The organism is Streptomyces sp. NPDC002730 (assembly GCF_042888805.1).
GTDB lineage: Bacteria > Actinomycetota > Actinomycetes > Streptomycetales > Streptomycetaceae > Streptomyces.
On record NZ_JBIAQG010000016.1, the window covers coordinates 107,514 to 121,099 of the forward strand.

General features: G+C 70.4%; 13 protein-coding genes. 12 read left to right on the top strand and 1 reads right to left on the bottom strand.

Features of this window, described 5'->3' with window-relative positions:
- Window positions 1–14: 14 nt before the first annotated feature.
- Window positions 15–2,204, bottom strand: a complete 2,190-nt coding sequence (locus ACFYXH_RS34800; RefSeq protein ID WP_389571715.1) for an ATP-binding protein — start codon at window positions 2,202–2,204, stop codon at window positions 15–17.
- Between the two features lie 155 nt (window positions 2,205–2,359).
- Between ACFYXH_RS34800 and ACFYXH_RS34805 the strand changes: the two genes are divergently transcribed.
- The 12 genes from ACFYXH_RS34805 to ACFYXH_RS34860 all read left to right on the top strand — a co-directional run bounded on the left by ACFYXH_RS34805 (window position 2,360) and on the right by ACFYXH_RS34860 (window position 13,527).
- Complete coding sequence (locus ACFYXH_RS34805; RefSeq protein ID WP_389571718.1) at window positions 2,360–2,794, top strand: DUF948 domain-containing protein; 435 nt, start codon at window positions 2,360–2,362, stop codon at window positions 2,792–2,794.
- A 6-nt stretch (window positions 2,795–2,800) separates the two neighbouring features.
- Window positions 2,801–3,130: a DUF6167 family protein gene (locus ACFYXH_RS34810; RefSeq protein ID WP_327322297.1), complete on the top strand. Its 330-nt coding sequence runs from the start codon at window positions 2,801–2,803 to the stop codon at window positions 3,128–3,130.
- The gene (gene alaS, locus ACFYXH_RS34815; protein ID WP_389571721.1) at window positions 3,130–5,814 is read left to right on the top strand and encodes an alanine--tRNA ligase; all 2,685 of its coding nucleotides are present in this window, start codon (window positions 3,130–3,132) and stop codon (window positions 5,812–5,814) included. Before ACFYXH_RS34810 ends, alaS begins: the two co-directional genes overlap by 1 nt.
- A gap of 5 nt (window positions 5,815–5,819) precedes the next feature.
- A complete protein-coding gene (gene ruvX / locus ACFYXH_RS34820) occupies window positions 5,820–6,284 on the top strand; it encodes a Holliday junction resolvase RuvX (RefSeq protein ID WP_389571724.1) in 465 nt (154 codons plus the stop codon).
- A 104-nt stretch (window positions 6,285–6,388) separates the two neighbouring features.
- The gene (mltG, locus tag ACFYXH_RS34825) at window positions 6,389–8,074 is read left to right on the top strand and encodes an endolytic transglycosylase MltG (protein ID WP_389571727.1); all 1,686 of its coding nucleotides are present in this window, start codon (window positions 6,389–6,391) and stop codon (window positions 8,072–8,074) included.
- Window positions 8,071–8,907 carry a shikimate dehydrogenase gene (locus ACFYXH_RS34830; RefSeq protein WP_389571730.1) on the top strand — a complete coding sequence of 279 codons (837 nt, stop codon included), beginning with the start codon at window positions 8,071–8,073 and terminating at the stop codon, window positions 8,905–8,907. Before mltG ends, ACFYXH_RS34830 begins: the two co-directional genes overlap by 4 nt.
- On the top strand, window positions 8,904–9,047 hold the full coding sequence (locus ACFYXH_RS34835; RefSeq protein ID WP_389571733.1) for a hypothetical protein: 144 nt from the start codon (window positions 8,904–8,906) through the stop codon (window positions 9,045–9,047). Before ACFYXH_RS34830 ends, ACFYXH_RS34835 begins: the two co-directional genes overlap by 4 nt.
- Window positions 9,048–9,159: 112 nt before the next feature.
- Window positions 9,160–10,344, top strand: coding sequence for a chorismate synthase (aroC, locus tag ACFYXH_RS34840; protein WP_389571736.1), 1,185 nt, complete (start codon window positions 9,160–9,162; stop codon window positions 10,342–10,344).
- A 29-nt stretch (window positions 10,345–10,373) separates the two neighbouring features.
- Window positions 10,374–10,856 carry a shikimate kinase gene (locus ACFYXH_RS34845; protein WP_389571964.1) on the top strand — a complete coding sequence of 161 codons (483 nt, stop codon included), beginning with the start codon at window positions 10,374–10,376 and terminating at the stop codon, window positions 10,854–10,856.
- Window positions 10,853–11,947, top strand: coding sequence for a 3-dehydroquinate synthase (aroB, locus tag ACFYXH_RS34850; protein WP_389571739.1), 1,095 nt, complete (start codon window positions 10,853–10,855; stop codon window positions 11,945–11,947). The genes ACFYXH_RS34845 and aroB overlap by 4 nt, the downstream gene beginning before the upstream one ends.
- Window positions 11,944–12,384, top strand: a complete 441-nt coding sequence (gene aroQ / locus ACFYXH_RS34855; RefSeq protein WP_389571742.1) for a type II 3-dehydroquinate dehydratase — start codon at window positions 11,944–11,946, stop codon at window positions 12,382–12,384. The genes aroB and aroQ overlap by 4 nt, the downstream gene beginning before the upstream one ends.
- Window positions 12,385–12,507: 123 nt before the next feature.
- Entirely contained in the window at window positions 12,508–13,527 is a 1,020-nt protein-coding gene (locus ACFYXH_RS34860; RefSeq protein WP_389571744.1) for an AAA family ATPase, read from the top strand.
- Window positions 13,528–13,586: the final 59 nt, after the last annotated feature.

Consider the following 13,586-nt stretch of genomic DNA (forward strand, 5'->3'; position numbering starts at 1 on the left):
TAGCTCACAGCGCTTCAGCCCGCCGCTTCCCCGCCCTTACCGGTGGGGGAGCCGGCGGGCTCTCGCGTTCCCAGGGCCGCCGGACGGACCGCAGGCTGCCGGCCCAGCTGCGGGCGCGGCCGCTCCGGCGCCGCCAGCGCACGCTTCACCGCCGCGTCCAGCGACAGTCCGCGCCCCTCCCGTACGCAGGCCTCATAGCGCTCAGGACCCAGCACCTCGCCCGCCTGCTGCTGGCACAGGGCGCGCGGCGCACTGAAGTAGCCCGAGCCGAAGAGCGGCAGGCCGACCGCGCCCCACACCGGAGCCGCGGCACCCTGGAGCACGGCGGCCTCCGCCGGGTCGCCCTCGCTCGACGTCACCAGCGCCAGCAGCTCGATCGCCAGCACCAGACCGACGAGGTCGTGGAACCTGTGGTCGATGGCGATGCACTCCGTGAGAAGCTCCCGCGCCAGGCGGTGATCGCCGCCGGTCCATGCCGCGTACGCCAGCACATAGAGCGCATAGGCGCGGGTCCACAGTTCACCGCGCTCCTCGCAGATCTCCCGGACCTCCTCGCACAGCGCGACCGCCGCGTCCAGACGGTTCTGGAAGACCAGCGCCATCGCGAGCTCGACCTGGCCCATCAGCACATTGCTGTTGAGCTCGCCGATGTCCTGGTACGAGGCGAGCGCCGAGCGCAGCAGCCCCTCGGCGCGCGGCATGTCGTCGGAGAGCAGCGCCAGACAGCCCATGCGATGGGCGGCGTACGCGGCGGCCGCGGGATTCTCCGAAAGCGCGGCTCCCTCCCGGCACTCGTGCAGCGCGCCGGCGGCCGCCGCACTGTCCCCCTGCAGGATCGCCACATAGCCGAGCACCCACAGCGCCTTGAGCCGCGACTCCTCGTGGTCGCCCTCCAGCGCGAGCGACCGGTCCAGCCAGTGCCTGCCCTCGGCGAGCCGGCCGCACCCGACCCAGTAGAACCACAGCGTGCCCGCCAGATACTGGCCCAGATGCGTGTCGCCGGGGTTCCCCAGACATAACTCCAGCGCAGCCCGCAGGTTCGGCAGCGCGCCGTCGGCGCAGGCCGCGAGGTCCGCCTGGCGCGGGCTGAACCAGTCGAGCTCGCACCAGGTCGCCAGACCCATGTACCAGTCGCGGTGCCGCCTGCGCATCCGCCCGGTGTCACCGAGGGCCTCCAGCCAGTCGGCGCCGTACGTCCGGACCGTGTCCAGCATGCGATAGCGCGCACCCAGGGATGTCTCCTCGCGGGAGATCACGGACTGGGCGAGAAGCTCACCGAGCACGTCCAGCACGCTGTCGGCCGGCAGATCGGGGCCGCTGCAGACGTACTCGACCGCCTCCAGTTCGAATTGGCCGGCGAAGACCGACAGCCGCGCCCAGAGCAGCCGCTCCTGCCCAGTGCACAGCTCATGGCTCCAGCCGACTGCTGTACGGAGCGTCTGGTGGCGCGGCAGCGCACCTCTGCTTCCGCGCGTCAGCAGCTTGAACCGGTCGTCGAGCCGGTGCAGGACCTGATCGAGGGAGAGCGCGGGCAGCCGTCCGGCGGCCAGTTCGAGCGCCAGCGGGATCCCGTCGAGGCGGCGGCAGAGCTCGGTCACGGAGGCCAGGTTGGCGTCGGTCAGCCGGAAGTGCGGCAGTGCGGAGGCGGCACGGTCGGCGAAGAGTTGTACGGCGTCCGCCTCCGTCATCGGAGCCAGCGGGTAGACGACCTCGCCGTCCAGACGCAGGGTCCTGCGGCTCACGGCGAGCACCTGGAGGCCCGGCGCCCGGCGCAGCAGATCTCGTACGAGCTCGGCGCAGTCGTCGACGAGCTGCTCGCAACCGTCCAGGACGAGCAGGAGTTCTCGCTCCGCGAGATGGCCGACGAGGACGTCGCGCGGCGGTTTCCTGGTGTGGTCGGTGATGGCGAGCGCTTCGACCAGGGTGTGTGCCATCAGGTCGGGATCGCGGAGCGTGGCGAGTTCGGCGAGCCAGACACCGTCGCCGTACCGATTCTGCAGTGCTGCGGCGCCCTGTACGGCGAACCGCGACTTCCCGACGCCGCCCGTTCCGGCCACCGTGACCAGCCGGGAGTTGTCGAGGAGGCGGCCGAGCTCGGCCAGTTCTTCGGCCCGGCCGACGAACCGGTTCGGCTCTGCGGGGAGATTGCCCTGGGCCGGAGGACGACTGTCGGTGGAGGGGCAGGAGCGATGGTCGGGTGGCATGGAACACGGAGCGTACCGACATGTATGCACTCCGTACAATCGGCTTGTGCAGCCCCCTTCCCCCGCCCGGAATGCGGTAGGGGGTGCGACCCTGGGCGCGATAGGGTCGGAGGACGATTTTCGAGGACCCATCGACGAGCAGAGAGCGGTGCAGAGTGACCGGTGGAGAGGTTGCCGGGATCCTGGTGGCCGTCTTCTGGGCGATCCTGGTCTCCTTCCTCGCCGTGGTGCTGGTGAGGCTGGCCCAGACGCTCAGGGCGACCACCAAACTCGTGGCGGAAGTGACCGAGCAGGCGGTGCCCCTGCTGGCCGACGCCTCCGCGACGGTGCGCTCTGCGCAGACCCAGCTCGACCGGGTCGACGCCATCGCGACGGACGTCCAGGAAGTCACCTCCAACGCATCGGCGCTCTCGACGACGGTCGCCTCGACCTTCGGCGGCCCGCTGGTCAAGGTCGCCGCCTTCGGCTATGGCGTACGCCGGGCCATGAGCCGCAGGAGCGACGACATGCCGGCCGCCTCGCCGTCCCGTCCTACGGTGATCGTCGGCCGCAGCGTGCCGGCCGCCCGGCGCAAGAAGCGGAAAGGCTGACGCTCGATGTTCCGCCGTACTTTCTGGTTCACCGCGGGCGCCGCAGCCGGCGTCTGGGCCACCACCAAGGTCAACCGCAAGCTCAAGCAGCTGACCCCCGAGAGCCTCGCCGCGCAGGCCGCGAACAAGGCGATCGACGCGGGCCACAAGCTCAAGGACTTCGCACTCGACGTCAGGGCCGGCATGGTCCAGCGCGAGGCCGAACTGGGCGAGGCGCTGGGCCTGGAGGCACCCGCCGAGCCCGAACTCCCCGCGCAGCGACGCTTCGCTGCCATCGACCGACCGAAGCACACGTACAACTCGTACCCCTCGCACAACCGGAATGAGGACCACTGATGGAGTCGGCTGAAATCCGCCGCCGCTGGCTGAGCTTCTTCGAGGAGCGCGGGCACACCGTCGTGCCTTCGGCGTCGCTCATCGCGGACGACCCGACTCTGCTGCTGGTCCCCGCGGGCATGGTGCCGTTCAAGCCGTACTTCCTCGGTGAGGCCAAGCCGCCCGCCCCGCGCGCCACCAGCGTGCAGAAGTGCGTCCGTACGCCGGACATCGAAGAGGTCGGCAAGACCACCCGCCACGGCACGTTCTTCCAGATGTGCGGCAACTTCTCCTTCGGCGACTACTTCAAGGAAGGCGCCATCACCTACGCCTGGGAGCTGCTGACCAGCTCTGTGGCCGACGGTGGCTACGGACTGGACCCCGAGCGGCTCTGGATCACGGTCTACCTCGACGACGACGAGGCCGAGCAGATCTGGCGCGACAAGATCGGCGTACCGGCCGAGCGCATCCAGCGCCTGGGCAAGAAGGACAACTTCTGGTCCATGGGTGTCCCCGGACCCTGTGGCCCCTGCTCCGAGATCAACTACGACCGTGGCCCGGAGTTCGGCGAAGAGGGCGGCCCGGCCGTCAACGACGAGCGCTATGTGGAGATCTGGAACCTGGTCTTCATGCAGTACGAGCGCGGCGCCGGTGACGGCAAGGAGGACTTCCCGATCCTCGGCGACCTGCCGTCGAAGAACATCGACACCGGCCTCGGCCTCGAGCGTCTCGCCATGATCCTGCAGGGCGTACAGAACATGTACGAGACCGACACCCTGCGCGTCGTCATGGACAAGGCCACCGAGCTCACCGGCGTGCGCTACGGCGCCGACCACGGCTCGGACGTCTCGCTGCGCGTGGTCGCCGACCACATCCGTACGTCCGTGATGCTCATCGGCGACGGCGTCACCCCCGGCAACGAGGGTCGCGGCTATGTGCTGCGCCGCATCATGCGCCGCGCCATCCGCAATATGCGGCTGATGGGCGCCACCGGACCGGTCGTCGCCGAACTCGCCGACACGGTCATCAAGACCATGGGCGAGCAGTACCCGGAGCTGATCACCGACCGCAAGCGCGTCGAGGCCGTGGCCCTCGCCGAGGAGGCCGCGTTCCTCAAGGCCCTCAAGGGCGGCACCAACATCCTCGACACCGCCGTCACCGAGACCAAGGCTTCGGGCGGCAAGGTCCTCTCCGGCGACAAGGCGTTCCTGCTCCACGACACCTGGGGCTTCCCGATCGACCTCACCCTGGAAATGGCTGCCGAACAGGGGCTCTCCGTGGACGAGGACGGCTTCCGCCGTCTGATGAAGGAGCAGCGGGAGCGCGCCAAGGCCGACGCCAAGGCCAAGAAGACCGGTCACGCCGATCTGTCCGCCTACCGCGCGGTCGCCGACAACTCCGGCTCCACCGAGTTCACCGGCTACTCCGCCACCGAGGGCGAGTCGACGATCGTCGGCCTGCTGGTCGACGGTGTTCCGTCGCCCGCCGCCACCGAGGGCGACGAGGTCGAGGTCGTGCTCGACCGCACGCCCTTCTACGCCGAGGGCGGCGGCCAGCTGGCCGACCAGGGCCGGATCAAGCTCGACACCGGCGCCGTCATCGAGATCCGCGATGTGCAGCAGCCGGTCCCGGGTGTCAGCGTGCACAAGGGTTCGGTGCAGGTCGGCGAGGTGACGGTCGGCGCCTCCGCCTACGCCGCCATCGACATCAAGCGCCGCCGTGCCATCGCCCGCGCCCACAGTGCCACGCACCTCACGCACCAGGCGCTGCGCGACGCCCTCGGCCCGACGGCCGCCCAGGCCGGTTCGGAGAACTCGCCGGGCCGCTTCCGCTTCGACTTCGGGTCGCCCGCTGCCGTACCCGGCACGGTCCTCACCGACGTCGAGCAGAAGATCAACGAAGTCCTCGCCCGTGAACTCGACGTCCAGGCCGAGGTCATGAGTATCGACGAGGCCAAGAAGCAGGGCGCCATCGCCGAGTTCGGCGAGAAGTACGGCGAGCGCGTGCGTGTCGTCACCATCGGCGACTTCTCCAAGGAGCTCTGCGGCGGTACGCACGTGCACAACACCGCCCAGCTGGGCCTGGTGAAGCTGCTCGGCGAGTCGTCGATCGGCTCCGGGGTGCGCCGTATCGAGGCTCTCGTCGGCGTCGACGCCTACAACTTCCTCGCCAAGGAGCACACGGTCGTCGCCCAGCTCCAGGAGCTGGTCAAGGGCCGTTCCGAGGAGCTCCCCGAGAAGATCTCCGCCATGCTCGGCAAGCTGAAGGACGCCGAGAAGGAGATCGAGAAGTTCCGCGCGGAGAAGGTTCTGCAGGCCGCCGCCGGTCTCGCCTCGGGTGCCAAGGACGTACGTGGCGTGGCTGTCGTCACCGGCCAGGTGCCGGACGGCACCGGCTCCGACGATCTGCGCAAGCTGGTCCTCGACGTCCGCGGCCGGCTGAATCAATCGTCGGGGGCCGGCGACCGCCCGGCTGTGGTCGCCCTGTTCACCACGGCCAACGGCCGCCCGCTCACGGTCATCGCCACCAACGAGGCCGCCCGCGAGCGCGGTCTCAAGGCCGGTGACCTGGTCCGTACCGCCGCCAAGACCCTCGGCGGCGGCGGTGGCGGCAAGCCGGACGTCGCCCAGGGCGGCGGCCAGAACCCGGACGCCATCGGCGACGCCGTGGCCGCCGTCGAGCGCCTCGTCGCCGAGACGGCCTGACGCTGATGCGCAGAGGACGCCGTCTCGCGATCGACGTCGGAGACGCCCGGATCGGGGTCGCCTCGTGCGACCCCGACGGGGTCCTGGCCACGCCGGTGGAGACCGTGCCGGGACGCGATGTCCCGGCCGCCCACCGGCGGCTGCGGCAGCTCGTCGAGGAGTACGAACCGATCGAGGTCGTCGTGGGCCTGCCCCGCTCGCTCAGCGGCGGTGAGGGCCCGGCCGCGGTCAAGGTCCGCGGCTTCGCGCAGGAGCTCGCACGCGGCATCGCTCCCATTCCGGTCCGACTGGTCGACGAGAGGATGACCACAGTGACGGCCAGTCAGGGGCTGCGCGCTTCGGGCGTGAAGTCCAGAAAAGGCCGGTCCGTCATCGACCAGGCTGCCGCTGTGGTGATCCTTCAGAACGCTCTGGAGTCCGAACGGGCGTCCGGTGAGGCACCCGGCGAGGGCGTCGAAGTGGTTGTCTGATCGCGATACGGTAACGTTCCGCGCGATGCGGCGGTGTTCGAACAGCTGCCGCACAGCAAAGAGGCGGGACGGCCCAACGCCCGACTCGCGGCCCTAGGGGATCGATGACTGAGTATGGCCGGAGCTCCGGCTCCGAACCGTGGCATCCCGAGGACCCCTTGTACGGGGACCAGGGATGGGGAGGACAGCAGGCTGCAGCCGGCCAGCCTCCGTACGGCGGCCAGCCGCAGCAGCAGTACCCGCAGCAGCCGCAGCAGTACGGCAACCAGCAGGACCCGTACCAGCAGGACCCGTACCAGCAGGACCCGTACCAGCAGCAGTACGGCCAGCAACAGCAGCAGTACGGCCAGCAACAGCAGCAGCAGTACAACGACCAGCAGCAGTACAACGGTGCCTGGGACACCGGCCAGCACCCCGCCATGCCGTACGGAGCGGACCCCGCCGACACCTACGGCGGCCAGCAGCCCGGCTACGGCAGCCAGCAGGAGGCCGACTACTACGCCACTCCTGAGGCGTACCCGCCGCCGCAGCCCCCCGGCCGACGCCAGGCCGAGCCGGAGCCGCCCACGTCCGACTGGGATGCCGAGGCGCCGCAGGAGGAGACCCACCCCTTCTTCACCGGCGACGACGGCCGGGACGACGACGGTGAGTACGACGACGACCCGCGCGAGCCGCGCCGGGGCGGCGGCCGTGAGGGCCGCGGCAAGACCAAGAAGAAGAGCCGCAACGGCGTCGCCTGTCTGGTTGTCTCGCTGATCCTCGTCGGCGGCCTCGGCGGTGTCGGCTACTTCGGTTACCAGTTCTGGCAGGGCCAGTTCGGCGCGCCCGAGGACTACACCGGCGCCGGAAGCGGCTCGGCCCAGGTCGACATCCCCAAGGGGGCGGGCCTCGGAGAGATCGGCGCCATCCTCAGGGAGGCCGGTGTCGTCAAGAGCTCGGGCGCCTTCGTCTCCGCCGCCGACGGAAAGAGCATCGAAGCCGGCGTCTACACGCTCGCCAAGGGCATGTCCGGTAAGAACGCGGTGGCCGCCATGCTCAACCCGGCCAGCCGCAACAACCTGATCGTCCCCCCGGGCAAGCGCAATTCCTGGGTCTACGAGCAGATCGACAAGCGCCTCGGAGTCAAGGCAGGAACCACCAAGGCCGTCGCGACGGCCAAGGTGAAGACCCTGGGCCTGCCCGACTGGGCCGATGACAACCGGGACATCAAGGACCCGCTGGAGGGCTTCCTCTACCCCGATACGTATCCGGTCGCCAAGGGCATGAAGCCGGAAGCTGTCCTTCAGAAGATGGTCGCCCAGGCGAACGAGGCATTCGGCAAGAAGGACCTCAAGGCCGAGGCCGCGAGGCTGGGCCTGAAGTCGCCGCTCGAGGTGCTCACTGTCGCGAGCCTCGTCCAGGCCGAAGGCAAGTACAAGCAGGACTTCGACAAGGTCTCGCGAGTCGTCTACAACCGCCTCAAGCCGAACAACGCCGAGACGGTCGGGCGCCTCGAGTTCGACTCGACGATCAACTTCATCAAGAGCGAGAGCACTCTCGACGTCGGTTCCGTGGACAACCTGCGGAAGATAAAAGATCCGTACAACACGTACGACATCAAGGGTCTGCCGCCGGGCCCGATCAGCAACCCGGGCCTGGACGCCTTCGGCTCGGCGCTCAACCCGACGCCCGGCCCCTGGTACTACTTCGTGTCGATCACCGAGGACGAGACGCTCTTCGCGGTCACCAACGCGGAGCACGAGCGGAACCGTAAGAAGTACGAAGAGCAGCAGGAGAAGAACAGGCAGTGAGCACTCCGAAGCGGGCGGCGGTCCTCGGATCGCCGATCGCCCACTCCCTCTCTCCGGTGCTGCACCGGGCGGCCTACGCGGAACTCGGCCTCGCCCACTGGTCGTACGACCGTTTCGAGGTGGACGAGGCGGGGCTGCCGGAGTTCGTGGAGAGGCTCGACGACTCCTGGGCCGGGCTGTCGCTGACCATGCCGCTCAAGCGCGCGATCATTCCGCTGCTCCACGGCATCAGTGACACCGCGGCTTCGGTGGAAGCCGTCAACACGGTGGTCTTCACCGAGAACGGCCGCCGTCTCGGCGACAACACCGATATCCCCGGCATGATCGCCGCACTGCGCGAGCGGGGCCTCGACAAGGTCGAATCGGCCGCGGTGCTGGGCGCGGGCGCGACCGCGTCGTCCGCTCTCGCCGCGCTCTCGCGGGTCTGTACAGGACCGGTCACCGCCTATGTACGCAGTGCCGCCCGGGCGGACGAGATGCGCGGCTGGGGCGAGCGGCTCGGTGTCGAGGTGCGTATCGCCGACTGGGCCGAGGCCGCCGCGGCGCTGCGTGCGCCGCTGGTCATCGCCACTACGCCGGCCGGTGCCACCGACGAGCTGGCGCACGCCGTACCGGCCCGCCCCGGGACGCTCTTCGACGTGCTGTACGACCCCTGGCCGACCGCACTCGCCGCCGCCTGGTCGCGGCACGACGGAGACGTCGTCGGCGGCCTCGACCTCCTGGTCCACCAGGCGGTGCTCCAGGTCGAGCAGATGACTGGGCGGACCCCCGCGCCGCTTGCGGCCATGCGGGCCGCCGGGGAGAAGGCGCTGACCAGCGGCGGAACCGCGTGAATCTCGCAGGGCGCGTCCCGGAGATCACCGTCAGGTTCCTTCTGCACATGGTGCCTCTCCAGGTGTACGCCGGACTGGCCGTCGGTATCGCCGTGATCGTGCTGCTGGTGAGGCTGAGGCGGGCTCGGGCGTCCGCTTGATGGACCGGAGACCAGGTCACGATGCCGGACGTGGGAGGATCGGAGGAGGCGGGCCAGGGCCGCGCACCCGGTCGCGCCGTCGCAGTTCCAGGCGCGAGCAGGAGGAGCACCGTTGAGCAGGTTGCGTTGGCTGACGGCGGGGGAGTCGCACGGACCCGCACTGGTGGCGACGCTGGAGGGTCTTCCCGCCGGTGTGCCCATCACCACGGAGATGGTGGCGGACCACCTTGCCCGGCGGCGCCTCGGCTATGGACGCGGTGCGCGGATGAAGTTCGAGCGTGACGAGGTCACCTTCCTCGGTGGCGTACGGCACGGACTGACCATGGGCTCGCCGGTGGCGGTCATGGTGGGCAACACCGAGTGGCCGAAGTGGGAGCAGGTCATGTCGGCCGACCCGGTCGACCCCGATGAGCTCGCGAAGCTGGCCCGCAACGCGCCGCTGACCCGGCCGCGTCCCGGCCACGCCGACCTGGCCGGTATGCAGAAGTACGCGCTCGAAGAGGCCCGGCCGATCCTGGAGCGGGCCAGCGCCCGCGAGACCGCGGCGCGTGTCGCGCTGGGCGCGGTCGCCCGCTCGTACCTCAAGGAGACGACGGGCATCGAGATCGTCTCCCACGTCGTCGAGCTGGCCGCCGCCAAGGCTCCGTACGGCGTGGTTCCCGTCCCCGCCGACGAGGAGAAGCTCGACGCGGACCCGGTTCGCTGCCTGGACGCGGACGCGTCGAAGGCGATGGTCGCGGAGATCGACCAGGCCCACAAGGACGGTGACACCCTCGGCGGCGTTGTCGAGGTACTGGCCTACGGCGTGCCGGTCGGTCTCGGCTCGCATGTGCACTGGGACCGGCGCCTCGACGCCCGTCTCGCGGCCGCGCTGATGGGCATCCAGGCCATCAAGGGTGTCGAGGTCGGAGACGGCTTCGAGCTGGCGCGGGTCCCCGGGTCGAAGGCGCACGACGAGATCGTGCCGACCGAGGACGGCATCCGCCGCACATCCGGCCACTCCGGCGGTACGGAGGGCGGCATGTCCACCGGTGAACTGCTGCGCGTACGGGCCGCGATGAAGCCGATCGCGACCGTGCCGCGTGCGCTGGCCACGGTCGACGTCGCCACCGGCGAGGTCGCGGCCGCCCACCACCAGCGTTCCGACGTCTGTGCAGTACCGGCCGCCGGGATCGTGGCCGAGGCGATGGTGGCGCTCGTCCTCGCGGACGCCGTCGCGGAGAAGTTCGGCGGAGACAGCGTCTCCGAGACCCGCCGCAACGTGCAGTCCTACCTCGACAATCTGCACATCCGGTGAACGCCCCGCTGATCGTCCTGGTCGGGCCCATGGGCTCGGGAAAGTCCACCGTGGGTGAACTGCTCGCCGAGCGGCTCGGCGTGGCCTACCGCGACACCGACGCCGATATCGTCGCGGCGCAGGGCCGCGAGATCTCGGACATCTTCGTCGACGAGGGCGAACCGTACTTCCGTGACCTCGAGCGCAAGGCCGTACGGGCCGCCGTGACCGAGCACCCCGGAGTGCTCGCACTCGGCGGCGGCGCGATCCTCGACGACTCGACCCGTGAACTGCTGGCGGGCCTGCCCGTCGCCTATCTCTCGATGGAAGTGGAGGAGGCGGTCCGGCGGGTCGGCCTCAACCAGGCGCGCCCGCTGCTCGCGGTCAATCCGCGCCGGCAGTGGCGGGAGCTGATGGACGCCCGCCGCCATCTCTACACCGAAGTGGCACGCGTCGTCGTGGCCACCGACGACCGCACCCCCGAAGAGGTCGCCCAGGCGGTCCTCGACGCACTGGAGCTGAAGGACGTATGACCGATCAGGCAGTGACCCGTATCCAGGTCGGCGGTACGGAAGGCTCCGATCCGTACGAAGTGCTCGTCGGCCGGCAACTGCTGGGCGAGCTGCCCGGGCTGATCGGCCCGCGCGCCCAGCGGGTGGCGGTGCTGCACCCCGAGGCGCTCGCCGGCACCGGAGACGCGATCCGCGAGGATCTGGCCTCCCAGGGCTACGAAGCCATCGCCATCCAGCTGCCGAACGCCGAGGAGGCCAAGACCGTCGAGGTCGCGGCGTACTGCTGGAAGGCGCTCGGCCAGACCGGATTCACCCGCAGCGACGTCATCATCGGCGTCGGCGGCGGATCCACCACCGACGTCGCAGGCTTTGTCGCGGCGACCTGGCTGCGCGGGGTGCGCTGGATCGCCGTCCCGACGACCGTGCTCGGCATGGTCGACGCGGCGGTCGGCGGGAAGACCGGCATCAATACCGCCGAGGGCAAGAATCTCGTCGGGGCCTTCCATCCGCCGGCCGGAGTGCTGTGCGATCTGGCCGCCCTGGACTCGCTGCCGGTCAACGACTACGTCAGCGGCATGGCTGAGATCATCAAGGCCGGCTTCATCGCCGACCCCGCCATCCTCGACCTGGTCGAAGCCGATCCGCAGGGTGCGCGTACGCCGGCGGGGCCGTACACCGCCGAGCTGATCGAGCGCTCCATCCGGGTCAAGGCCGAGGTCGTCTCCAACGACCTCAAGGAATCCGGACTGCGCGAGATCCTCAACTACGGCCACACCCTCGCGCACGCGATCGAGAAGAACGAGCGCTACAAGTGGCGGCACGGCGCGGCCGTGTCGGTCGGTATGGTCTTCGCCGCCGAACTGGGCCGGCTGGCAGGGCGTCTTGACGACGCGACCGCCGACCGGCACCGCTCCGTCCTGGAGTCCGTCGGACTGCCGCTGACCTACCGCGGCGACCAGTGGCCCAAGCTCCTGGAGACCATGAAGGTCGACAAGAAGTCCCGCGGCAATCTGCTGCGCTTCATCGTCCTCGACGGTCTCGCCAAGCCGACCGTGCTGGAAGGCCCGGACCCGGCGGTACTGCTCGCAGCCTACGGAGAGGTGTCCGCATGACCCGTCGGGTGCTGGTCCTCAACGGCCCCAACCTCGGGCGGCTCGGCTCCCGCGAGCCCGACGTCTACGGCGCGACCTCCTACGCCGGGCTGGTGGAGACCTGCCAGGCGCTCGGCAAGGAGCTCGGCTTCGATGTCGACGTACGCGAGACGAACGACGAGGGCGAGATGATCCGCTGGCTGCACGAGGCCGCGGACGGCTCAATTCCGGTCGTTCTCAACCCCGGTGCCTTCACGCACTATTCGTACGGGATGCGCGACGCGGCCGCTCAGCGGACCGCCCCGCTCGTCGAGGTGCACATCTCCAACCCGTATACGCGCGAGGCATTTCGGCACACCTCGGTGGTCGCGGCCGTGGCCAGCGGCACGATCGCCGGATTCGGCGTCGGCTCGTACCGCCTCGCCCTGCGCGCGCTGGCCGAAGAATTGACCGGCTGACAGGGCACTTTGGGCCTGCCCCGGCCGTTCCCACTGTGGCGGCCGGGGGAGGTACCGTTCGGTAGCAAGGCGGCCCAGCTGCCGCCTGACCAGCGACAGTCGTACGAGACGGAGTGGCACCGGATGCAGCAAGCAGTGGGGGCTCCGCTGCCGCCGCCCCACGGACCGGGGCACGGACCGGCCGGATGGATACACAGCGCCCAGCACCCGGGGCCTGTGCAGGGGGCTCCCGCCGGACCGCCGCCGCCCGTCGGCCCTCCACCGCCGCAGGGCGGCCATCCCACGGCTCCCGCCGGACCTCCGCCCGCGGCCCCTGCCGGACCTCCGCCCGCGGCCCCTGCCGGACCTCCGCCCGCGGCCCCTGCCGGGCCTCCGCCGCCACAGGGACGGCCGCACGGCGGGCATCCCGCGGCTCCCGTCGGACCTCCGCAGCCGCAAGGCGGCCATCCCGCCCCCGGCTGGACGAGTCAGGCCCCTCAGCATGACTCCGCGCCGCCGTCCCGCGACACGACGGGGCACATCCAGCTGCCGCCGGGCGGGCCGGTTCCCATACCCGCCCCGCCACCCGCCGAGATCGGCACCGGCGCGACCACCCTCGCCGTCCTGCTGATCGGCCCGGCCGGCGCCGGGAAGACGACCGTGGCGCGCCACTGGGCCGCCGGGCGCCGCGTCCCCACCGCGCACATCAGCCTCGACGACGTACGCGAATGGGTCTGCTCCGGCTTCGCGGACCCGCAGTCAGGCTGGAACGACCACTCCGAGGCCCAGTACCGCCTCGCCCGCCGCACCTGCGGCTTCGCCGCCCGCAACTTCCTGGCCAACGGGATCTCCTGCATCCTCGACGACGCGGTCTTCCCCGACCGGCCCGTCGTCGGCCTCGGCGGCTGGAAGCGCCACGTCGGCCCCGGTCTGCTGCCCGTGGTCCTCCTGCCGGGCCTCGAGATCGTCCTGGAGCGCAACGCCGAGCGCAGCGGAAACCGCCGCCTCTCGGACGAGGAAGTCGCGAGCATCCACGGCCGGATGGCCGGCTGGTACGGATCGGGGCTGCCGATCATCGACAACTCCAAGTACGACGTGGAGACCACGGCACGGGTCCTCGACGACGTACTCGCCCGTTCCATCGCCAGCCCGCCGAACTGGTAGGCCGCGCACTCGCGTGCCCACCCCCGGTCGGACGCGCTGACCAGGCCGGGCCGGGCCCA

What these genes read in the sequence shown, in the direction of transcription:
- ACFYXH_RS34800 (WP_389571715.1), bottom strand. Translation starts at nt 2,204, where the DNA reads ATGCCACCCGACCATCGCTCCTGCCCCTCCACCGACAGTCGTCCTCCG.
- ACFYXH_RS34810 (WP_327322297.1), top strand. Translation starts at nt 2,801, where the DNA reads ATGTTCCGCCGTACTTTCTGGTTCACCGCGGGCGCCGCAGCCGGCGTC.
- alaS (WP_389571721.1), top strand. Translation starts at nt 3,130, where the DNA reads ATGGAGTCGGCTGAAATCCGCCGCCGCTGGCTGAGCTTCTTCGAGGAG.
- ruvX (WP_389571724.1), top strand. Translation starts at nt 5,820, where the DNA reads ATGCGCAGAGGACGCCGTCTCGCGATCGACGTCGGAGACGCCCGGATC.
- mltG (WP_389571727.1), top strand. Translation starts at nt 6,389, where the DNA reads ATGACTGAGTATGGCCGGAGCTCCGGCTCCGAACCGTGGCATCCCGAG.
- ACFYXH_RS34845 (WP_389571964.1), top strand. Translation starts at nt 10,374, where the DNA reads ATGGGCTCGGGAAAGTCCACCGTGGGTGAACTGCTCGCCGAGCGGCTC.
- aroB (WP_389571739.1), top strand. Translation starts at nt 10,853, where the DNA reads ATGACCGATCAGGCAGTGACCCGTATCCAGGTCGGCGGTACGGAAGGC.
- aroQ (WP_389571742.1), top strand. Translation starts at nt 11,944, where the DNA reads ATGACCCGTCGGGTGCTGGTCCTCAACGGCCCCAACCTCGGGCGGCTC.
- ACFYXH_RS34860 (WP_389571744.1), top strand. Translation starts at nt 12,508, where the DNA reads ATGCAGCAAGCAGTGGGGGCTCCGCTGCCGCCGCCCCACGGACCGGGG.